The sequence below is a fragment of the Myxococcus guangdongensis genome (assembly GCF_024198255.1).
GTDB classification, from domain to species: Bacteria; Myxococcota; Myxococcia; order Myxococcales; family Myxococcaceae; genus Myxococcus; species Myxococcus guangdongensis.
The window spans coordinates 122,414-143,562 of record NZ_JAJVKW010000020.1; the positions used below are offsets into that span (position 1 = coordinate 122,414).

The 21,149-nt window shown below is 69.6% G+C and carries 15 protein-coding genes; 8 read left to right on the top strand and 7 right to left on the bottom strand.

Annotated features, from left to right (window positions below):
* The first annotated feature begins 125 nt into the window (after nt 1–125).
* From LXT21_RS40120 to LXT21_RS40130, 3 genes are all read left to right on the top strand, one after another.
* Nucleotides 126–3,443 (top strand): C45 family autoproteolytic acyltransferase/hydolase, encoded by a 3,318-nt coding sequence (locus tag LXT21_RS40120; protein WP_254043533.1) that lies wholly within the window; start codon nt 126–128, stop codon nt 3,441–3,443.
* Nucleotides 3,444–3,878: 435 nt separating this feature from the next.
* Nucleotides 3,879–6,080 (top strand): M13 family metallopeptidase, encoded by a 2,202-nt coding sequence (locus tag LXT21_RS40125; RefSeq protein ID WP_254043534.1) that lies wholly within the window; start codon nt 3,879–3,881, stop codon nt 6,078–6,080.
* Between the two features lie 126 nt (nt 6,081–6,206).
* A complete protein-coding gene (locus tag LXT21_RS40130) occupies nt 6,207–6,419 on the top strand; it encodes a hypothetical protein (protein ID WP_254043535.1) in 213 nt (70 codons plus the stop codon).
* A gap of 33 nt (nt 6,420–6,452) precedes the next feature.
* Here the strand turns inward: LXT21_RS40130 and LXT21_RS40135 are convergent, their stop codons facing one another.
* The gene (locus tag LXT21_RS40135; RefSeq protein WP_254043536.1) at nt 6,453–8,087 is read right to left on the bottom strand and encodes a fumarate hydratase; all 1,635 of its coding nucleotides are present in this window, start codon (nt 8,085–8,087) and stop codon (nt 6,453–6,455) included.
* A 51-nt stretch (nt 8,088–8,138) separates the two neighbouring features.
* On the bottom strand, nt 8,139–8,312 hold the full coding sequence (rd, locus tag LXT21_RS40140; RefSeq protein ID WP_254043537.1) for a rubredoxin: 174 nt from the start codon (nt 8,310–8,312) through the stop codon (nt 8,139–8,141).
* Between the two features lie 113 nt (nt 8,313–8,425).
* Between rd and LXT21_RS40145 the strand changes: the two genes are divergently transcribed.
* Entirely contained in the window at nt 8,426–9,781 is a 1,356-nt protein-coding gene (locus LXT21_RS40145; protein WP_254043538.1) for an OmpA family protein, read from the top strand.
* A gap of 57 nt (nt 9,782–9,838) precedes the next feature.
* On the top strand, nt 9,839–10,606 hold the full coding sequence (locus LXT21_RS40150; RefSeq protein WP_254043539.1) for a zinc metalloprotease: 768 nt from the start codon (nt 9,839–9,841) through the stop codon (nt 10,604–10,606).
* A 3-nt stretch (nt 10,607–10,609) separates the two neighbouring features.
* Here the strand turns inward: LXT21_RS40150 and LXT21_RS40155 are convergent, their stop codons facing one another.
* The 5 genes from LXT21_RS40155 to LXT21_RS40175 are packed head-to-tail and all read right to left on the bottom strand — an operon-like array spanning nt 10,610 to nt 16,970.
* Complete coding sequence (locus LXT21_RS40155; RefSeq protein WP_254043540.1) at nt 10,610–11,371, bottom strand: L,D-transpeptidase family protein; 762 nt, start codon at nt 11,369–11,371, stop codon at nt 10,610–10,612.
* Nucleotides 11,372–11,417: 46 nt separating this feature from the next.
* The gene (locus LXT21_RS40160; protein WP_254043541.1) at nt 11,418–12,434 is read right to left on the bottom strand and encodes a DUF2071 domain-containing protein; all 1,017 of its coding nucleotides are present in this window, start codon (nt 12,432–12,434) and stop codon (nt 11,418–11,420) included.
* Nucleotides 12,431–13,045, bottom strand: coding sequence for a hypothetical protein (locus LXT21_RS40165; RefSeq protein WP_254043542.1), 615 nt, complete (start codon nt 13,043–13,045; stop codon nt 12,431–12,433). Before LXT21_RS40165 ends, LXT21_RS40160 begins: the two co-directional genes overlap by 4 nt.
* A complete protein-coding gene (locus tag LXT21_RS40170; RefSeq protein WP_254043543.1) occupies nt 13,042–16,179 on the bottom strand; it encodes a protein kinase domain-containing protein in 3,138 nt (1,045 codons plus the stop codon). The genes LXT21_RS40165 and LXT21_RS40170 overlap by 4 nt, the downstream gene beginning before the upstream one ends.
* Nucleotides 16,180–16,184: 5 nt before the next feature.
* On the bottom strand, nt 16,185–16,970 hold the full coding sequence (locus LXT21_RS40175; RefSeq protein ID WP_254043544.1) for a sigma-70 family RNA polymerase sigma factor: 786 nt from the start codon (nt 16,968–16,970) through the stop codon (nt 16,185–16,187).
* Nucleotides 16,971–17,494: 524 nt separating this feature from the next.
* On the opposite strand from LXT21_RS40175, the gene LXT21_RS40180 reads away from it, so the two are divergent.
* The 3 genes from LXT21_RS40180 to LXT21_RS40190 all read left to right on the top strand — a co-directional run bounded on the left by LXT21_RS40180 (nt 17,495) and on the right by LXT21_RS40190 (nt 21,146).
* Entirely contained in the window at nt 17,495–18,805 is a 1,311-nt protein-coding gene (locus tag LXT21_RS40180) for a right-handed parallel beta-helix repeat-containing protein (protein WP_254043545.1), read from the top strand.
* 121 nt (nt 18,806–18,926) lie between these two features.
* Nucleotides 18,927–19,586, top strand: coding sequence for a hypothetical protein (locus LXT21_RS40185; RefSeq protein WP_254043546.1), 660 nt, complete (start codon nt 18,927–18,929; stop codon nt 19,584–19,586).
* Nucleotides 19,587–19,673: 87 nt separating this feature from the next.
* Nucleotides 19,674–21,146 (top strand): amino acid permease, encoded by a 1,473-nt coding sequence (locus LXT21_RS40190; protein WP_254043547.1) that lies wholly within the window; start codon nt 19,674–19,676, stop codon nt 21,144–21,146.
* Nucleotides 21,147–21,149: the final 3 nt, after the last annotated feature.

The window sequence follows — 21,149 nt, forward strand, 5'->3', positions numbered from 1 at the left end:
GGAGGGAAGGCGCCTCGCGTCAATGTGATGCTTTGGACGGGAAGGGTTGACGCTCGGGGCGCACGGCAGTGTCATGCGCCCCGACTCTCCGAGCTGAATCCCCGCCTGCTCGGAATGGGAACGCCATGACCGACTCCTGTCTGACGTCGAAGCTCCTCGGCGCGCTCGTGCTCTCCACGAGCCTGCTCACGGCCGCCCCCGCCGTGGCCGCCGCGCCCGTCAACTCCACCTCCGTGCCGAATGGAGGCTTCGAGACCGCGGGCGGCGCCTCGTCCGTGCCCGCCTTCTGGACAGCCCGGGGCGCGGGCAAGGTGTCCACGAGCAGCACGCGCAAGGCGGAGGGCTCGCGTGGCCTGCTCATCGAGAGCCCGCAAGGCGGAGGAGAGACCACCGTCGAGTCCGGCGAGCTGCGGCTCCAGGTGGGCCAGCTCTACCGGCTGAGCGCGTGGGTGCGCACCCAGGACGTCCAGGCGGACCCGCTCGCGCGCTATCCCACGCCCCACGGCGCGTGCGTCTCGATGAAGAGCTTCCCATTCACCAACTGCACGCCCGCGACCAGCGCGGACGCGGGGGGCCGCGCCTCGGTCGTCTTCTTCGCCACCCAGGCCACGGACCGCGTGCAGCTCCACCTGGGCCGCAACGGCAAGGCCACCGGCTCCGTCTGGTACGACGACGTGCGCGTCGAGCCCGTGGAGGACATCAACGCGTACGTGCCCCTGGAGTCCGTGCGCTGGGCGGGCAAGGGCTTCCGCTACGACGACGGCGGGTGGATCTACGTCCACATCGAGGGCGACCCGTACGAGCGCGGCCACCAGTTCGGTGAGCTCGTGCCGCAGGAGATCGTCCGCTACATGGAGAAGCTCGGCGTCCAGAAGGACAAGGCCGACCCGGCGAAGGGCTGGAGCCACCAGCGGCTGCTCGCGGACTCGCTCTTCCTGCGCAAGTTCGACCCCGAGTACCTGGAGGAGATGAAGGGCATCGCCGACGGCGCGAACAAGGCCGGGGCCAAGTTCAAGGATCGCTCGCTGGACCTGCTCGACATCGTCACGCTCAACACCGCCGTGGACGCGGGCCAGCTCGAGGAGGCCAACCGCGCCACGTCCACCTCGCTGTCCGGCCGCACCTTCCTCAAGGCCGACGACGAGGCCGAGCGCGGAGGGAAGGGGGACCACTGCTCGTCCTTCGTCGCCACCAAGTCCGCCACCAAGGATGGCCGCGCCATCATGGGGCAGATCTTCATGTGGAACGGCTACACCGGCGTCCACTGGGACGTGGTGCTGGACGTGCAGCCCACGCGCGGCCATCGCTTCGTGATGCAGACCTTCCCGGGCGGCATCCACAGCGGCGCGGACTGGTTCATCAACGCCGCGGGCATCGTCATCGGCGAGACGACGGTGGGCCAGACGCCGTTCGACCCGAACGGCACGCCGCAGAGCAACCGCATCCGCAAGGCCGCGCAGTACGCGTCCTCCATCGACGACGTCGCGCGCATCATGAAGGACCAGAACAACGGCCTGTACACCAACGACTGGACGCTCGCGGACACGAAGACGGATGAGGGCGCGTGCCTGTTGCTCGGCACGAAGAAGACGCGGCTGTGGCGCACCGGCAGCAAGGGCAACACGGCCGACACGCCGGGCAACCTCAAGGACTTCATCTGGGCGAACAACAACAACCGCGATCTGGACGTCCGCAAGGAGTCCGTCTCCAACCCGGACAACGCCCCCGCGGACCTGGCCTTCAACACGTGGAACCGCGACATCGCCTTCTGGGAGTACTACCAGCAGCACGGCAAGAAGGGCTTCGACCTGGACTCGGCCATCCGCATGCTGGCCTCCAGCCCCATCAACCGGCCCCACGCGTGTGATGGCAAGGTCACCACGTCCGAGATGGCCGAGAAGATGATGTTCCTGGCCCACTACGGGAAGACGACGCTGCGCGAGAAGATGATCGGCAGCCGCTTCATGCCGGACCTGCCCGGCGCCACGCCGCACCTGTCCCTGGGCTACACGACGTTCAGCCCCCTCTACGTCTCCGCCAAGCTCAAGCAGGCCCAGAAGACGTGGAAGGCGCCCGAGGAGCCGCAGGCCCTCAAGCGTGACTACTCCCGCGTGAAGGACGCGGTCGGCTTCGACGACAAGCTCCTGTGGTCCAACACGCTCTTCCCCGCGACGGACGGGGAGAACTGGCTGGTGAGTGGCACGGCCGCGTACTGGAAGCTGCTCAAGGACGTCTCCGGGCAGGAGGGCAAGCAGGACAAGGCGTTCGAGACGCAGCGGGACGTGCTCGCGGACCTCAATGACCGCTTCCTCTTCACCACCTCGCGTGAGGCGGACGTCGCGCCGGCCTCCGCGAAGACGGAGTACGGGCGCTATGGCACGTACCTGGTGCCGCGCATCAAGGGCACCTTCGCGCTGCACCAGCTCCGGCTGCTCGTGGGCAACGAGGGCTTCTCCAAGGTGATGAACGCCGTGCACGCGAAGTACGCGAACAAGGACATCACCAGCGCGGACTTCAAGCGCCTCGCGCAGGAGGCGTCGGGCAAGGACGTGGGCGCCTTCGTCGGCCAGTGGCTGGAGCGCACGGGGCTGCCCCAGCCGCGCTTCAAGGCCAGCGCGGCGCAGGTGAAGGACGGCTACGAGGTGACGCTGAAGGTGGAGCAGCCGGGCCCCAAGCCCTGGCACTTCGTCACCCTGGTGGAGGTGCGGACCGCGAAGGGCTCCACGCTGGAGCGCATCGAGGTGAAGGCCGCCGCGAACGAGACCTTCGTGCTGAAGACGGCGGAGGCGCCGGTGCGCGTGGTGTTCAACGCGGGCAACGACGTACCTGTGGTGCGCGAGCGCTTCCAGGTGCTGGGCAACCAGACGGACGCGTGGGAGCGGCTGCTGCTGGTGCACGGCACCGCGCGCCAGACGGAGTCCATGCGCACGCTGGCGCTGGGCTACCGCGAGGTGCTCGCGGATGTGTTCACCGAGCGGCTGGTCCCCATCGCACCGGACGCGGAGGTGACGGACGCGCAGCTCGCGGAGCGGGACCTGGTCCTCTTCGGCGGCGCGGAGGACAACGCGCTGATGGCCCGGCTGGCGTCCGAGAAGAAGCTGCCCGTGGAGCTGGGCCGCCGCTTCTTCCGCTGGCAGGGGAAGACGTATGGACGCCCGGATGACGGCATCGCGATGGCGCTGCCCAACCCGTGGAACCCGAAGCGCGCGATGTACCTCTACGTCGCGAACAGCGGGCTCCAGCTGTGGCAGATGACGCGGACCTATCAGCGCAACCTCCAGGGCTGGGCCGTGTTCCGGGGCGGGGACGTGGCCTCGAAGGGCTTCCATGACCTGGATGCCTTGTCCCAGGACGTCGCGGTGACGCCGGCTCCGGCCGCGCCCGCGACACCGGCACCCGCGACTCCCGCGCCCGTGCCGGCCCCGGTGATGGGTCAGCGTTGAATCGCCGACCGCGCGGCGAGCCCTGGTGAGGGGCTCGTCGTCGTGGCGGACGCTTCAAGAAACGTCTCGGCGTGAGGGGCAGGGGGGCCTCTTGCCCTCGTGGCGGACCGTGAGGCGATCCCGGCGAAGGGGACTTCCTGGAGGGTCTCCCTGGACGCCATGGATGGGTGAGGGGCTCATGCCGATGACGTCACGGTGAGTCTCCTTTCCGCTGCACTGACCGAGGGCGGGCGCTCACGCTCGGAGCGACCTTTGGGGGGCTCGCGGGGCCGCTCCGACGGAGCCCTTCGTGACAGTCAGGGAAGCGTGGAATGACCCGGACGGCACGACCCGAGGAATAGGGTGGCCGCCCGTGTGTTTTTCCCGCCTGCCTGGATGGACGCCGGCCCTTCGGGTCCGGCAGATTCCGGCGTCCCCCAATTCTCTCGGAGCCTCATGAGCCCCAAGAAGTTCATTGCCCACCGAGCCTGGGCCACCAGCGCCCTCGGCACTCTCCTTTTGACTGGCTGCGCCAGCGCGCCCCAGCCCGCGCCCACCGCCGAGACGCCTCCGGCCGTCGAGGCCGCGCCCACCACCCCCGAGGCGCCCGCCGCTCCGGCCGAGGCTCCCGTCGCCGAGGCTCCCGCTCCGGTGGCCGAGGCGCCCGCCGCGCCCGTCGTCGAGGAGGTGTCCGAGGAGGCCGTGCGCCGGCTGGGCGTGGAGCTGAAGAACCTGGACCGCGCCGTCCGCCCGCAGGACGACTTCTACCAGTTCGTCAACGGCACCTGGCTGAAGACCACGCCCATCCCCGCGGACCGCGCTCGCTACGGCACGTTCATCGAGCTGGCGGACAAGTCCGAGCTGGCGATGCGCGCGATCATCGAGGAGTCCGCCGCCGCGAAGGCTCGCCCCTCCGGCTCCACGCCGCAGAAGGTGGGTGACCTCTACAACAGCTTCATGGACACCGCGCGCATCGAGAAGCTGGGCATCAAGCCCGTCGCCTCGGAGCTCGCGCGCGTCAAGGCGCTGAAGAGCAAGGCGGGCTTGCCAGAGCTCTTCGCGGAGATGCAGCGCAACGGCCTGCAGACGCCGTTCGTGATGTACGTGGGGCAGGATCAGAAGCAGGCCACGCGCTACATCGCGCAGGTCAGCCAGAGCGGCCTGGGTCTGCCGGACCGCGACTACTACACGAAGACGGAGCAGCGCTTCGTCGACATCCGCGCCGCGTACCTGACGTACATCGAGAAGCTGCTCACGCTGGCGGGTGAGAAGGACGCGAAGAAGGCGGCCGAGGACATCTTCGCGCTCGAGGCGAAGCTGGCCGAGAAGAGCTGGGACCGGGTGAAGAACCGGGACCGCGAGGCCACGTACAACCTGAAGACGGTCAAGGAGCTGGACGCGCTGACGCCCGGGTTCTCGTGGGCGCGCTTCCTGAAGGCCACTGGCGCGCAGAAGTCGCCGGGTGTCATCGTCCGTCAGCCCGACTTCCTCCAGGCGCTGGCGCAGACGGTGGAGGCCACGCCGCTGCCCGTGCTCAAGCAGTACCTGAGCTACAAGGTGCTGTCCGGCCGCGCGCCGATGCTGTCGTCGGCCTTCGAGCAGGCGTCGTTCGAGTTCTACGGCAAGACGCTGCAGGGCCTGCAGGAGAACCGCCCGCGTTGGAAGCGCGCGGTGACGGCGGTGGAGGGCTCGCTGGGCGAGGCCGTGGGCCAGCTCTACGTGGAGCGGCACTTCTCGCCGTCGTCCAAGCAGCGCATGCAGGAGCTGGTGTCGAACCTGCGCGAGGCGTTCCGTCAGGGCATCGACGGGCTGGACTGGATGAGCGCCGAGACGAAGGCGCAGGCCCAGGCGAAGCTGTCGAAGTTCAACGTGAAGATCGGCTACCCGGACAAGTGGCGTGACTACTCGCGCCTGAAGATCGTCCCTGGCGAGCTGGTGGCGAACGTGCGCCGCAGCGAGGTGTTCGACCACGCGTTCATGGTGAGCAAGCTGGGCAAGCCCATCGACCGTCAGGAGTGGGGCATGACGCCGCAGACGGTGAATGCCTACTACAGCTCCACGATGAACGAGATCGTCTTCCCGGCCGCGATCCTGCAGCCGCCGTTCTTCAACCCGGACGCGGACGACGCGACGAACTACGGCGCCATCGGCGCCGTGATTGGCCACGAGTTCAGCCACGGCTTCGACGACCAGGGCAGCCGCTCGGATGGTGACGGCAACCTGCGCAACTGGTGGACGGAGCAGGACCAGGCGGGCTTCAAGCAGCGCACGGCGGTGCTGGTGGAGCAGTACTCGGGCTTCAGCCCGCTGGAGGCCATGAAGGTCAACGGTGAGCTGACGCTGGGCGAGAACATCGGCGACCTGAGCGGGCTCGCGGTGGCGTACAAGGCCTACACGCTGTCGTTGCAGGGCAAGGACGCGCCCGCCATCGCCGGCTTCACGGGCCCGCAGCGCTTCTTCCTCGGCTGGGGGCAGATCTGGCGTGGGCTGTACCGCGACGATGCGATGCGCCAGATGCTGTTGACGGACCCCCACTCGCCGCCGCAGTACCGCGTCAACGGCGTGGTGCGGAACATGTCGGAGTTCTACGAGGCGTTCGGCGTGAAGGAAGGCGACGCCGCGTACCTCGCTCCCGAGAAGCGCGTGAAGATCTGGTAGTGCGTGCCCATGCCCCACGGTCCGACCTGGACGGTGGGGCGTGGACGTGAGGGCGTGCCGGGGTCGGGTGGACAGGGGCTCGCGGATGTTTAGGCTGGGGAACTCCCGTCCCCGAGGTCTCGCTCCGTGAGCCCCATCCTGCTTCGGCTCGTCTGTGGTCTGCTGTTCTCCGCGCTGGTGCTGGGCACGGTGGTGCACCCACCGGAGAACCTCACCCAAGGGCTGGGCATGTTGCTGCCCGCCAGCATGCTGCTGGGCGTGGCCCTCAAGGGCCCCCGGCGCAACCTCATCCCCAAGAAGAAGGCCGCGCCGGTGTCACCCTCGCTGCCGGACGTCTGACGTTGCAGCCGCCAGACGTCGGCGCGAGGTGACTCAGCCCTTCTTCGCCGTGGGCTTGTTGATGTTGGCGAAGAAGTCGTTGCCCTTGTCATCCACCACGATGAACGCCGGGAAGTCGACGACCTCGATCTTCCACACGGCCTCCATGCCCAGCTCCTCGTACTCCAGGACCTCCACCTTGGTGATGCAGTCCTTGGCCAGCCGCGCCGCCGGACCGCCGATGGAGCCCAGGTAGAAGCCACCGTGCTTCTTGCACGCGTCGGTGACTGCCTGCGAGCGGTTGCCCTTCGCCAACATCACGAAGCTGCCACCCTCGGCCTGGAACTGGTCCACGTACGCGTCCATGCGCCCCGCCGTCGTCGGACCGAACGAACCGGACGCGTAGCCCTCCGGCGTCTTCGCCGGACCCGCGTAGTACACCATGCGGTCCTTCAGGTACTGCGGCATGCCCTCGCCCCGGTCCAACCGCTCCTTGAGCTTCGCGTGCGCGATGTCGCGTGCCACCACCATGGGCCCCGACAGCGACAGGCGCGTCTTGATGGGGTAGCGCGACAGCTCCGCGCGCAGCTCGCTCATCGGCCGGTTCAGGTCCAGCTTCACCACCTCGCCGCCCAGGTCGGACTCCGTCGTCTCCGGCAGGTACTTCGCCGGGTCCGCCTCCAGCTGCTCCAGGTAGACGCCGTCCCGGGTGATCTTCCCCAGAATCTGCCGGTCCGCCGAGCACGACACCGCGATGGCCACCGGACACGAAGCGCCGTGACGCGGCAGGCGGATGACCCGCACGTCGTGACAGAAGTACTTGCCGCCGAACTGCGCGCCGATGCCCATGCGCTGCGTGAGCTCCAGCACCTTCTGCTCCAGCTCCACGTCCCGGAAGCCCCGGCCCAACGCGTTGCCTTCGGTGGGCAGCGTGTCCAGGTAGCGCGCGGAGGCGTACTTCGCCGTCTTCAGCGCGAACTCCGCGGACGTGCCACCCACCACGATGGCCAGGTGGTACGGCGGACACGCCGCCGTGCCCAGCGAGCGGATCTTCGCGTCCAGGAACGCCAGCAGGCTCTGCGGGTTCAGGACCGCCTTGGTCTCCTGGTACAGGTAGCTCTTGTTCGCCGAGCCACCGCCCTTGGCCATGAACAGGAACTTGTAGGCGTCACCCGCCGTCGCGTAGAGTTCGATCTGCGCGGGCAGGTTGTTGCCGGTGTTGACCTCCTTGTACATGTCCAGCGGCGCCATCTGCGAGTAGCGCAGGTTGGACGTGCGGTACGTGTCGAACACGCCCCGGGAGATGGCCTCCTCGTCGCGCCCGTCCGTGAGGACGTGCTGGCCCTTCTTGCCCATCACGATGGCGGTGCCCGTGTCCTGGCAGGACGGCAGCACGCCACCAGCGGCGATGTTCGCGTTCTTCAGCAGCTCCAGCGCCACGAAGCGATCATTCGAGGACGCCTCGGGGTCCTTCAGGATGTTCGACAGCTGGCCCAGGTGCCCGGGACGCAGCAGGTGGGCGATGTCGCGCATCGCCTCACGCGTCAACAGGGAGATGGCCTCCGGCGCCACCTGGATGAAGGACCGCCCGGCGGCCTCGATGGGCGTGACGTGGTCCTTCGTGAGCAGGCGGTAGGGCGTCTCGTCCTTGCCCAGCGGAAGCATTTCCTGGAACTGAAAGTCGGTCATCTCACGGCCTTTTCGAGGAGTCTCCGGCGCCGAGGAGTAGCCCCCCGTGGCTCAGTCGTCCAGGGGTTCGAAGGAGGACTTCGGAGACATGCAATCCGGGCACATCCAGTCGTCCGGGAGGTCTTCGAAGGCCGTCCCCGGGGCGATGCCGGTGTCGGGGTCGCCCAGAGCGGGATCATAGATGTGCTCACACGTGACGCAGCGGTAGCGCTTGGCCTTGGACATGGAGTGAGGATAGCGCGGCCTGGGAGGGGAGGGGGCCCGACGGTCGTCTGGTGGTCAGCTTGCCCGGCTGACAACTCGCGGAGGGCCCAGGTTGTGCGATGCTGTGGACCCCCGTGGCTTCCTCTTCCGTCCAAGCACTGTGGCTCGGCATCCTGGCTCTCGCGAGCGCCACGGCGCACGCGGCCGAGCCTTCCACCGTCGAGCAGCGCGCCCGCGAAGACCTGGACCGTCAGCTCCAGGCGCTGGTCAAGACGCCTCCGCCCGAAATCGTCATCACCTACGAGGGCCTCCCCGGCGCCGGCAGCGCGCGGGCCTACAAGCTGCTCGAGGTGGACTTCATCCTCAACGGCCAGCCGCTGGCGGTGCCCGGGCTGGACGTCCTCAGTGGCCCCGGCATCCACCGGCTCGCCGCGCTCAAGGTGGACGAGGGCTCGTACACGCTGGTGTCGCGCGTCACCTACACCAACAACGACACGTGGAACCTCTTCAGCGAGGAGAGTGGCTTCCTCTGGAAGATGACGGCGTCCGTCACGTTCCAGGCGCAGAAGGGCCTGCGCATGAAGGTGCGGGTGCTCCCCGGCATCAACCCCACGGCGCCGGACCCCCGCCTCAAGCTGAAGCTCGGCCATGACGTGTCGGCGGAGATGACCGCGCAGCTCGCGGACGCCTCGTTGGCGGAGGACGCGGGCACGCCCGCCGTGGTCGCCAGGGCGCCGGTGACGCTGCCGTTGCCGCCGCCGCCGCCCGTGACGCCGCCGCCCACGACGCAGCCGCTCGCGATGGCGCCGCCCCCCGTGGCGCCTCCCAAGGAGACGCCGGAGCTGGGGCCGGTGGCTCCCGGCAAGCTGCTGTTGAAGGTGCTGTCGGGCAAGAAGCCCGTGGCGGCCACCGCGTATGTCCGGGGCAAGGGCGCGCCTCGGCAGGTCATCCTCGAGAAGAACGCGAAGAAGCCCGCGCCGGTGATGCTGCCTCCGGGCGAGTACACCGTGGACGTGCTGGCCCAGGGCTTCCTCGCCCAGACGCGTCAGGTGAAGGTGACCCGCGAGCGCGAGGCCACGTTGTCCTTCACGCTGGCGAAGGCGCCCGCGAAGAAGACGGCGCAGGCCAGTGTGAAGAACGAGCGGGTGGAGCTGCCCAAGCCGCCGCGCTTCGCGGAGAAGCAGGCCGCGCCGCGCAAGGGCTCCACGGCTGGCATCGCCCTGTTGGTGGACATGCTGGTGCGCGACGAGTCGCTGAAGCTGCGGCTGGAGGGGCACACGGACAACCGCGAGGCGCCCGCGACGGCCCGGCAGGCGCTCTCCGAGGCGCGCGCGAAGGCCCTGGCGGACGCGCTGGTGCGCGAGGGGTTGAATCCGACGCGCATCGAGACCTCGGGCCTGGGCGACTCCCGTCCCAAGGCGCCCAACCTGATTCCTCGCGGCCGTGAGCTGAACCGCCGCGTGGACATCGTGCTGGTGCGCGGCAAGTAGCGCGGGCCGCGCCCGTTTCCCGGGATGGGCTAGTGTCTCCCTCGAAGGGGGGAGTCCATGCGTGCCATCTGCTTCATGGGAGTGCTGCTGTTCAGCGGTGCGGGCCTCGTCACGTCGTGCACCGGAGCCGAGCCGGAGGACCCAGCGACGGTCTCCAGTCAGGGGCTCGAGGCGTACCGGGAGCCCGATTCGGAGGTGTACGTCGTCGAGGGCGACCTGGCTTTCGATGGGGAGTCAGCGCTCCAGGAGTACCTGGCGCCCGCGGAGGAGCAGGGCCTCGCGGTGGCGTGTCCCCAGGGGGTCATCATCAAGTGGATGCCCGACGAGGCGCGTGACCTGCGCTACTGCGTCAGCACGGCGTTCGGTGCGCGGCACGCGGCGGTGGTGAGCGCGTTGAACCAGGCGGCGGCCTCATGGGAGGCGGTGGCCAACGTGGACTTCATCCATGCGTCCAGCTTCGACGGCGCGTGCACGGCATCGCAGTCGGGCGTCGTCTTCGATGTCCGTCCCGTCACCGGCGCGGCCTATCTCGCGCGGGCGTTCTTCCCGAACGCGGGTCGCTCGGCGCGCAACCTCCTCCTCGACAGCACGGCCTTCGGCAGCATCGCGCCGTTGACGCTGGCGGGCCTGCTGCGGCACGAGCTGGGACACGTGCTGGGCTTCCTGCACGAGCCGAACGCCACGTGTCCCGACCAGGCCAACACCTGCGCGCTGACGGACCCGGACCCGAACTCGGTGATGCTCTATTGGGGGTGCGGACGGCGCGCGGGCGACCTGTTCCTGAGTCGGTTGGACGCCCAGGCCGCGGGCTTCTTGTACCCGTAGGCGTCAGCGGCCCGCGGCGCGAGGCTTCGGGACGGGCGTCACGCGGTAGTCGCCCGTCTTCGCGTCGATGCTCGTGCGAGGCACCTGACGACTCTCCTCGAAGAGGGTGTACGCGGGCGCGAGGCTCCGCCAGAGGGCGACGAGCTTCGCGTCCGTCCCCGCTGTGTCCTCGAGCGCCTTCATCCCCGCCGCGTCGAGCCTGCGCGGGAAGATGTGGATGGTCGGGTCCTTCTTCGTGTGCGCGCGCGTGTCGAGGGCCATCAAGTACAGCTCCTCGATGGGCCCATCCTCGATGGCGATGCACCCGATGCTCACGCAGTCCCCGTGCACGTAGATGTCGCCTCCGAGCGAGACGCCGGGCGTCTGATGGTGCTTGTCGGCCGCGTTCGGGTAGCTGACCCGCATGGACAGGTGGTAGCTGCTCACCGGGTTGAAGAGGTCGATGGCGTAGAAGCCCTCGGGGACCTGCAGGTCTCCCTGCCTCCGCTTGGGGCCCAGCTCACCGGACGCGGCACAGAAGGGATAGGTCCGCACCTTCACCAGGGGCCCATCCTTCGGGCCTGCCCAGACCTCCAGCTCGCGCTCGTGCTTGAAGGCCCGCACGTAGAGCTGCTCGGTGGGCCACGGGGTCTTCGCCGCGGCGAAGAGGGCCGTGACGTCCTTCATGCGGTTCTGGCGCGCCGTGGCGACGCGGTCCTTGGCCTGCGCGCTCAGCGCGACGAGGACGCCCAGGAGGCTGACGATTCGGAAGAGGGGAGTGCTCATCGCGGCTTGGACACCTCGTGCCCCGGCATCGTTCCCAGGCGTTTCGTCAGAGTGCGTGACGTTCCCGGCGCAAGGGCCGCCATCGGTACGCGCACTCGGTAAGGTGGAGCACCGAGTCCAGTCGCGCTCCCGGGGCGAGCGGACCGTCCTCGAAGTACTCGCAGTACAGCTCCACGGGCGTGCAGAAGCGCGCGTTCCACGGCTCACGGTCGATGGTGAGCACATACACGAAGTCGCCCGAGACTCCGAGCGCGTCGTAGCACTCGACCAAAGGCTCGTGCAGGTCCTCCAGTCCCGTCCACACGCTGCCGACGGGTGGCTCGTTCCTGGGGCGCGTGTCGAACACCGCCACCAGTCGTCCTCCGGCGAAGCGCTCCTCCGGGTCCACCGCCAGGGTGAGCAGGTCGCCCTCGCGGGCCATCACCATGTGGGCCTCGCCGAACTCGTGGAAGCGGAACTCGTCCAGCGTGTTGCCCACCCGGCGCATCACCGGGTCATTCGTCTCGCTGCGCACGAAGTAGCCGCCGCGCCGCCACTCGCCTCGCGCGTTGCGGTAGCGCGCCGCGGCCCGGTAGCTCACCTGGTAGAAGCACACGCCGAGCAGCGGGGACACCCCCTGGGGGCGCATGTCGCGCAGCGAGGACATCAGCACCTGCACCCACGCCGTGCCCCGGTGGAGCTCGGGCACCAGGGGCGCGGGCAGGAGGCGCGCCAGTCGCTCCGGGTCCACGGCGTAGTTGAGCGACACGGCCTCCACCCAGTGCGTTTGCACCTGCGTGAGCCAGGGCACCGAGGGACACTCCTCCATGTCCGGAGAGCTGGGGCTCGGGTCCTGACTGGCCGTGAGCAGGCTCTCTGCATGTCTGAGCGCCTCATGTCCGGAGGGTGTCGGTGTCCAGCGGCGTCGCTCCTGGCGAACGAGCCCGGCGCTCGAGAGGGCTCGCAGCGCGGAGGCTGGGTCCCTCACCCCCGCGAGCGAGAGGCGCGCATGGAGCTCCTGCTCGTCCATGCCCCAGGGCTCGGCCGCGAGGGCCACCAGCGCGGCGAGCGACTCCGGCTTCATACCAGCCGCGCCTCGGGGCGCTGTGACGCGAGCCTGCGCAGGCGGGCCCGGTGGAGCGTGAGCCCGGCGCCGAACTGCACCAGGAACCACACGCCCGCCAGCATGCTGAAGGCGAGCTGCGGAAGACAGGCCATCACCAGTGACATGACCGCGAGGAACGCGGCCACGATGAACCAGATGCGGCCCATCAGCGCCCCCATCATCGAGAACGCGGTGGCGAGCAGGATGCACGAGACGGTCGGCATGAACAGCCGGTCCAGTCCGAGCAGCCAGTTGCAGAAGGCGGCCAGCACCATTCCACCGACGAGGGTGGTCCAGATGGCCCAGATCTGCCGCTCGATGAAGGAGCGGGCGCCCGCCGTCTGGCCTCGCTTGAAGAGGAAGATGGTGACCATGTTGATGCAGAGGATGATGGCCCAGAGCACCGCGTAGGCGTGGGGCGTGCGGTGCCCGGCGGACCACAGCCACTGCGTGCCGGCGAAGCCCGTGGTGTTGGTGACGCCGTGGAACATCCAGATGGCGCCCCAGTTCTGGAGCGACGAGTCGTCACGCGCCTGGGAGACGACGCGGCGGATGAGCTCGAGGGCCTGGTTCGCTTCTTCGCGGTTCATCGTGGCTCCGACTCTACGCGACCCGTTGTGGCTCGCGGAGGGGGTGCCCCCGCGAGGAACACCTCCAAATCCTCCAGCCGGGGGCTCCGGGGCTCGGGGGTGGGCGCCACGGCGTCTCGGGCCGAGAGCGCCAGGGCCCGGGCCCGCTCGGGTTCCACGCCTGCTCGTCGCAGCGCCCGGGCCAGGGCGAAGCGTGTCTCCGCGAGCATGAACGCGCTGGCCCCCTCCTTGTCCCAGTCCACCAGGGCCTGTTCGAGGAGGCCGCGGGCCTGCTGTGCGTCTCCCTTCGCCAGCAGCACCTGTCCCAGGATGGAGCGTGCCTCCGCGAGGTCCTCGGGCAGGGAGGACCTGGCGCGCTCTCGCAGCGTCACAGCCTCCCGGGCCACGCGCTCCGCGTCCACGAGTCGCGCCGAACCCAGCAGGGCCATCGCCAGCCGGCACAGCGGCGTGGCGCGCGCGTCGTTTGCTCCCAGCTCACCCAGGAGGGTGGCGGCCGCGCGAGCGTGGGTGGCGGCCTGCTCGAAGCGCCGCGCCTTCAGGAAGATCTCCGCCATGCGGGTCTGGAGCTCGGCGTGGCGTTGGCTGCGCCGGCCCTCGGCTTGGGCGGCGTCCAGCTCCGCGCGCAGGGACTCCACGCGAGCGAGCGCGTCGTCCACCTTCCCGAGCCCCGCGAGGACCACCGCGAGGTTCCCCGCGATGACGGCCCGGTCCGGATGGCCCGGAGGTCGATGCTCGCTGGCGAGTGTCCAGGCGCGCTCCAGCGACTCACGCGCCGGCGCATAGCGTCCCCGCGAGGCCTCCACCGCGCCGATGTTCCCGTGCAGGCTCATGAGGTAGCTGGCCGGCTGTCCTGGGCCATGGATGCGCTCGAACAGGCGGATGCTCTCGTCGAAGGTCGCGAGCCCTTCGTCGTAGCGGCGCAGCTTGATGAGCGTGCCCGCGACGTTGTTGAGCGTCATCGCCACGAAGGGATGCTCGGCGCCCACGTGCCGCACCAGCAGCGCCCGGGTGCGCTGCTGCGTGGCCAGGGCCTCTTCGAGGCGCCCCACGCCACGTTGCGCGGTCCCCAGCGCGAGCAGGGCATCGAGGAGGACATACGCGTCCTTGCCCTGCGTCCGCTCGCGGATGGCGATGCACCGCTCGAGCTGGACGATGGCCTCCGCATGGCGGCCCTGTCGGGTGAGCACCAGGCCGTGGGCGAAGGTGAGGTTCGATTCGAGCTGTTCGTCGCCGCCGATGCGCTCCAGCTGGGACTGCGCCAGGTCCCGCCACAAGTCGGCGTGCTCGGGGCGCTCGGCCAGCTCTCCCTCGACCTGGACCAGGAGCGTCATCTCCTCGATGACCCGGTCGTCGTCGCGCCCCGCCTGGGAGGCCAGCACGGCCTGTCGCAGGAGCCTCGCCGCCGCCTCCTCGTCCCGCTCGTGCAGCTTCACGCGGCCCTGCGCGAGCAGCGCCTCGCCGAGCAGTGGCTTGTAGCCCACCGCGCGCGCCGAACGCTCCACCGTGGCGGCGAGTGCCTGGACTTCGTTCCAGCGTCCCGCGATGTCGCGCGCCTTCGCGTCCGCGAGCGTTTCATAGGCCACGCGCACCTTCTCCACATCGGGGCCCTTCGAGGGAGGCGGCACCGGCCTCGCGAGCGCCACGGCGTCGTCGCAGCTCGAGACGTCACTCAGCCCTCGCGCCATCTGGGGCGCACCGGAGACCTCGTTCGCGTTGGCGGTTCGCAGCACGTCCCCCAGGGCGCGCAGCTCGCGCCTGACGCGCTCCAGGCAGTTCATGCGCAGGTCCATCGCCGCCTCGGACTGCTCATGGCGGACGTGGGTGTCCTCGCAGGCGTCGCGATGGGCATCGGTCCACGCACCGGCATGCGCATCGAGGGACTGACTCATGGCGTCGTACGCGGCCTGCGCGTCGGGAGCCTTCGTCGCGAGGAAGGCCTCTCGCAGGGCCGCCTTGCGAGGCGCATCCCAGACACCGACGAGCCGCGAGGCGCTGTCCATACACGGCCGAGGACCCCGCGTGACGAAGATGGCGGTGAGGATCGCGGCCAGTCCCACCGACACTCCCGCGGCGCCCAGCCACCGCGACGTCCTGGGGAAGGCCGCGCGCTCCAGGGCGTCCAGGAGCACGTCCATCGACGGGTATCGCTCGGCGGGCGCAGGGGAGAGCCCGCGTTGCACCACGGCGAGCAGCGCGCGAGGGACCGAGGCACGAGCCAGGGCCTCGCGTGCCTCCGGTGTGCCGGGCTTCACCCCGGACAGCCCCTCGAAGAGCGAGACGCAGAAGCTGAACTGGTCCGAGCGCGCATCCACGCGTCCGCCCGCAAGCACCTCCGGCGCGATGTAGCCCGGAGTGCCGGCCGCGGCCGTGGAGGCGATGTGCGGTGCCTGTTCGATGGCCGTCGAGGGGCGCGTGGGCTGCGACTCCACGGGCGCGGTGAGGCGCGCGAGTCCGAAGTCCGTCACCTTCGCGCGTCCCGTGCGATCCACCAGGACGTTGTCGGGTTTGAAGTCGCGGTGGATGACCCCGGCCGCGTGCGCGGCGGCGAGCCCGTGACCGGCTTGCAGGTACAGGCGTGTCACCCCTCGCCAGTCCGGACGCGTGGTGCCCAGGTGTTGGCGCAGCGTGCCGCCTTCGACCAGCTCCATGGCGATGAAGACCCGATCGTCGACCCTGCCCACGTCGTGCACGGCGACGACGGAGGGATGCTGGGTTCGCGCGGCGGCACGCGCCTCGCTGAGCACCTGGTCCGTGGCCGCCACCAGCTTGAGCCCGACGCGTCGGTCGATGCTCGGGTCATAGGCCGCGTAGACGACGCCCATGCCCCCGGCGCCGATGCGCTCCAGCACCACGTAGCGTCCCAGCAGGGTGCCTCGCTCCAGGGCGGACAGGGGCCTCCGTCGCGACGACAGCGGGGCCTCGAGCAGCGTGGTGGGCGTCCGCGCCGCATCCGTCTGGGTGTCCGGCGTCGACGGCGCACGCGCACGCAGGAAGCCCGCGAGCCGCGCATGACAATCAGGACAGTGGTCCAGGTGCGTGTCCGCCCGGGCACGCAGCTCCCGTGACGCCACGCCGTCCGCGAGGTCGAGGAGCTGGGGTTCATCCAGGCACGCGGTGTCGGAAGACGGCGTCATGTCGCTCACCCTTCATCGAGCAGTGAGGAGAGGCTCACCGCGAGGCTCGCGTCCATCACCCGCAGCAGGCTGTCGAGCTGCGCCGTGTCCAAACTCAGCCGCCGGGAGAGTCCTTCTCGAGTGCCCTCGAGCAGTGCCTGCCGAGCCCGAGCCAACCAGCGCGACACGGTGGAGGCATGCACCTGATGCAGCGTCCCGAGTGACTCCACGCCGAGGCCTTGCACCAGGCTCATCCGCAGCAGGTTCCTGTCGCGAGGCGACAACAGGGCGAGGGCCTCCGCGAACGCGGCGCGGAAGGCGGGTCGGTAGCGTTGCTGGATGAGCGCGAGCTCGGGGTCCGCGCCGTGCAAATCGGTGACGAGGGGCGCATCGTCCAGGGACGTCGTGCGGACCGGGGCGCGCTTGAGGGACAGGGCCAGGCCCACGGCGATGGCCTCCACCCAGCGGAGCAGCGCGCCTCGCCCCTCGTATTCGGCCAGTCGAGGACCCTGCCGCGTGCTGCCCACGAGCAGTCGCATCCGCGTGAGCTGGAGCACCTCGTCCGCGAAGGACTCGGAGCGGTCCACGCGTCGGATGGCGCGGGTGACGGGCTGGAGGATGGCGCGCTGGAGGGCCTCGAGCGCGGGACGCTCTCCCTCCAGACAGGCGCGTGCGAGGTAGAGGTCCTCGAGCCTCAAGGAGTCCAGGCCTTCGGCCAGCGTCATTCGGGGAGGGATGCGCTCGCCGAGGTGCCTCGCGAAGACGTCGCCGGACACGGTGATCTCCGGCCACGCCTCTCGGCAGCGGACCATGGCTTCCCCCAATCGCCGGGCCAGGGCGTGTGACTCGTCTGGCCCACACGGACGCAAGGCGCCCGCGAGAAACGACAGCACGAGCTCCATCGTACCCGGGAGTCTAGCGAAGCTGTTCGCGCGCGCGAAGAGGGCCTCCCTTTCCACTCGGACCCCCAACGGATTCACCGCGTCACCTTGCGTTTCCCGACCGCGGGGTAGGGAAGTGCTCGCGGGAATGAGCGCGCGGTGTACTCACGTGCAGGGGGATACGGCGACTGGCGCGTTCGCATGGGACCCCCATGCGATGGTGGGTGATACCCACCCGTGTTACCTGCTCGCCCCTCATGAAGACACCTTCTCGATTCCTGTCGACGGCCCGTTGTGTGTTCGCATGCCTGTCATTGTTCGTGTTCGCTTGTTCGGAGGACGCCTCCTCGTCGCGCCCCGGTGCTGGTGGCGTCGAGGACGCTGGATTGGGCGCGGACAGTGGTCCTCCACGTGAGGAGGATGGCGGAGAGCTCGGGCGTGAAGACGCGGGCCCCGTGAAGGACGACGCGGGCGTTCCTGGGAAGGAGGACGCGGGCCCCGTGAAGGACGACGCGGGTGTTCCTGGGAAGGAGGACGCGGGCCCCGTGAAGGACGACGCGGGCGTTCCTGGGAAGGACGACGCGGGTACGGATGCCGGCGAGCCCGTGGACGCGGGTCGCCCGGATGCGGGTCGTCCCGACGCGGGGACGGACGCGGGTGTGGACGGAGGCGAGGTGGGCACCGTCATCACGGGGACGCTCTCCGGGACGCTGACCGAGGCGGGCTCGCCCTATACGGTCATCGGCAATGCGCAGGGCGTCGTCACGATTCCGAAGGGCCAGGTGCTCACGGTGCAGCCGGGCGTCGTCCTCGACTTCAAGGGACGCCCCGAGGTGACCCAGGCCGACGTGAACTCCGGCTCCGTCGACGACGTGATGAACTACCACAAGGGTCGCGTGGAGCTCCGCGTCTACGGCGGCATCCTGGTGCGCGGCACCGCGCAGAAGAAGGTCACCTTCACCTCCTCCAATCCGTATGGCTGGTGGGGCATGAACTTCTACGGCGCCAACTCCGTGGGCAATGGGCACCCCGTGTTCGAGCACATGGTCTTCGAGCGGGTGCGCAAGAACGACTACAACGGTGAGCGGGATTGGACGCGCGCCGCGCTGTGGGCCTACTACCCGGGGCCGGTGACCATCCTGAACTCCCTGTTCCGGGACAACGAGTCCTCGGCCAAGTGCGGCGCGTTGGACTTGATGTTCACCAACGGCTCGCGCGTGGAGAACACCACGTTCGAGAACAACCGCACGCTCGACATCGACCGCTTCGGTCAGGCGGGCACGTCCTCCATGGCGGGCGGCGGCGCGATGTGCGTCACCCACGGTCAGAACTCCGTGCTGCGCGGCAACACGTTCCGCGCCAATTCGCTGGTGGCCTTCCGGGGCAGCCTGTGGAGCACCCTCGTCGTGCGTCCGTTCCTGACCTGGCCCAATGCGCAGGGCACCTATGACCTGGGCGGCGGCGCCGCGTTGCACTACTTCCAGCCGAACAACGACCTCCTCGAGGACAACCTCTTCGAGAGCAACTCGGTGACGCAGGGCCCTGGCGCGGCCATCTACCTGGAGGACCTGGGCACGCGCGCCGTCACCCTCCGGCGCAACCGCTTCCTCTACAACCAGGCAGGGGCGGGCGGCGTCGTGGTCTGCAACCGGGGGAGCGGCGCGGTGGAGCTGGTGCTGACGTCGGACAATGTCTTCACCGGCAACACGGTGAACAACAATCCGGCGCCCACCGTGACGGGGGATTGCACCGTCGGCGCCCTGTAGTCGGCGTTCATCCCACCTTGGCGCCGCGAGGGGAGTGGGTCGGCCTCGAATAAATCGGGGCCGGGGGCGTCCGAAGCCCTGAACACGCAAGCGAGCTTCGTGCTCCCGAGGACCCCTCCCCATGAACGCCTTCTCTTCCGCCCTGCTCGCTGGACTCCTCTTCGCGGGCAGCGCCGAGGCGCAGTTCCGCGCGAATCAGCCCGAGCGCATGCAGAACCACCAGGAGCAGCGCGAGAACCGGCGCGAGCTCAAGGACGACCGCCTGGATGTGGCCGAGCTGAAGTCGGTGCTCGGCCGCTTCGACCGGGCCTGGAGCCGCAACGACGAACGTGAGATGCGCGCGGTGGAGCTCCGCCTCCGTCAGTTGATGCGCATGGAGTTGCAGGAGAGCCGCGTCGAGCTCGCGTCGGCCAGCACGGAGGCCCACCGCAGTCACCGCGAGGCGCGCGCGGAGGCGTGGGAGGTCCGGGACGATGCGGCCTGGGGCCGCCGCTCCGATGCGCGCAGGGACCTCCGGGATGACCGGCGCGACGCCCGCGACGACAAGCGGGACGTGAAGGCGGAGCTGGCCGCCCTGCGCTCGCGGCAGTCCATCGCGAAGGACCTGGCGGAGCTGGAGGGCCGGCGCGGGGGTGGAGCCCTGCACCGCAAGCGCGACCTCATCCAGGAGCTCATCCGCCTGGGCGAGCGCGAGGTTCGCGAGGGCCACCAGGAGATGCGTGAGGACCGGTCGGAGCGTCGCGAGGATCGCCGTGAGCGCCGCGAGGACCGGCGCTGGTAGGCGATTCGCTCGGCGGGTGACAGTTGCCCGGGGCCCGCCGACATCCGTGCTTCCCGAAGGCTCGCGAGTCGGCGTTGACTGCCGGCCGTGGGAATCTGGTCGAAGAAGAGCCTGGTGAGGCTCCAGGGCGAGGACGGCGAGGGACATCAGCTCCACCGCACCCTCAATGGGTTCCAGCTCACGTTGCTGGGCATCGGCGCCATCATCGGCGCCGGCATCTTCGTGGTGACGGGGACGGCGGCGGCGCAGCACTCGGGCCCGGCCATCGTCCTGTCCTTCGTGCTGGCGGGCTTTGGCTGTCTGCTCGCCGGGCTGTGCTACGCGGAGTTCGCGTCGATGATTCCCGTCGCGGGCAGCGCGTACACGTACGGCTACGCGACGCTCGGCGAGCTGGTGGCGTGGATCATCGGCTGGGACCTGATGCTGGAGTACCTCTTCGCGTCGTCGGCGGTGGCGGTGGGGTGGTCCGGTTACTTCACCGCCTTCCTGCGCGACTACGTGGGGTGGGAGCTGCCCGCGGCCCTGTCCAACGCGCCCTTCGGGACGACCGCCGGCTCGCTCATCCCGCACGCCACCGGGGCCCTCATCAACCTGCCCGCGGTGGTGCTGGTGGGCGTGCTCACCGCGCTGCTCGTCGTGGGCATCCACGAGTCCGCGCGCGTCAACAACATCATCGTCTTCCTGAAGGTGGGCATCGTCCTGCTGGTCATCGTCTTCGGGGCCTTCCACGTCGAGCGCGAGCACTGGACGCCCTTCATCCCGCCCAACAAGGGCGAGTTCGGCCAGTTCGGCTGGAGCGGGGTGCTGGCGGGCGCGGGCGTCATCTTCTTCGCGTACATCGGCTTCGACGCGGTCTCCACCGCCGCGCAGGAGACGAAGAACCCGAAGAAGGATTTGCCCAGGGGCATCCTCGGCTCGCTGGTGGTGTGCACCGTGCTCTACGTCCTGATGGCGGGCGTGATGACGGGGCTCGCGCCCTACCAGGAACTCGATGTCGCCGAGCCCGTCTACGTGGCCATCTCCAAGGGCGGCCCCGCGCTGGCGTGGCTTCGTCCCATCGTCGGCCTGGGGGCCATCGCGGGCCTCGCGTCGGTGGTGCTGGTGATGTTGATGGGCCAGCCCCGCGTCTTCTTCGCCATGGCGCGCGACGGCCTGCTGCCGGACTTCTTCGGCCGCATCCACCCGCGCTTCCGCACGCCCTATGTCTCCACGCTCATCACCGGGGTCGTGGCCATGGTGGTCGCGGGGCTGTTCCCCATCGGCCTCCTGGGGCACCTGGTGTCCATCGGCACGCTGTTCGCGTTCATGGTGGTCTGCGCCGGCATCCTGGTGCTGCGCTACACGCAGCCGGACCTGCCCCGGCCGTTCCGCACGCCGTTCGTCCCCGTGGTCCCCGTCCTGGGCATCCTCACCTGCGGCGCGTTGATGCTGGGGTTGGGCGTGGAGACCTGGCTCCGGCTGGTGCTCTGGCTGGGGCTGGGGCTGGTCATCTACTTCGGCTACGGGCGTCGCCACTCGCGCGTGGCCCGGGAGGAGGCGTCGCGGCCGGACGCGGGTTGAGCC

What these genes read in the sequence shown, in the direction of transcription:
- LXT21_RS40135 (WP_254043536.1), bottom strand. Translation starts at nt 8,087, where the DNA reads ATGACCGACTTTCAGTTCCAGGAAATGCTTCCGCTGGGCAAGGACGAG.
- LXT21_RS40185 (WP_254043546.1), top strand. Translation starts at nt 18,927, where the DNA reads ATGAACGCCTTCTCTTCCGCCCTGCTCGCTGGACTCCTCTTCGCGGGC.
- LXT21_RS40170 (WP_254043543.1), bottom strand. Translation starts at nt 16,179, where the DNA reads ATGACGCCGTCTTCCGACACCGCGTGCCTGGATGAACCCCAGCTCCTC.
- LXT21_RS40150 (WP_254043539.1), top strand. Translation starts at nt 9,839, where the DNA reads ATGCGTGCCATCTGCTTCATGGGAGTGCTGCTGTTCAGCGGTGCGGGC.
- LXT21_RS40125 (WP_254043534.1), top strand. Translation starts at nt 3,879, where the DNA reads ATGAGCCCCAAGAAGTTCATTGCCCACCGAGCCTGGGCCACCAGCGCC.
- LXT21_RS40165 (WP_254043542.1), bottom strand. Translation starts at nt 13,045, where the DNA reads ATGAACCGCGAAGAAGCGAACCAGGCCCTCGAGCTCATCCGCCGCGTC.
- LXT21_RS40155 (WP_254043540.1), bottom strand. Translation starts at nt 11,371, where the DNA reads ATGAGCACTCCCCTCTTCCGAATCGTCAGCCTCCTGGGCGTCCTCGTC.
- LXT21_RS40120 (WP_254043533.1), top strand. Translation starts at nt 126, where the DNA reads ATGACCGACTCCTGTCTGACGTCGAAGCTCCTCGGCGCGCTCGTGCTC.
- rd (WP_254043537.1), bottom strand. Translation starts at nt 8,312, where the DNA reads ATGTCCAAGGCCAAGCGCTACCGCTGCGTCACGTGTGAGCACATCTAT.
- LXT21_RS40160 (WP_254043541.1), bottom strand. Translation starts at nt 12,434, where the DNA reads ATGAAGCCGGAGTCGCTCGCCGCGCTGGTGGCCCTCGCGGCCGAGCCC.
- LXT21_RS40175 (WP_254043544.1), bottom strand. Translation starts at nt 16,970, where the DNA reads ATGGTCCGCTGCCGAGAGGCGTGGCCGGAGATCACCGTGTCCGGCGAC.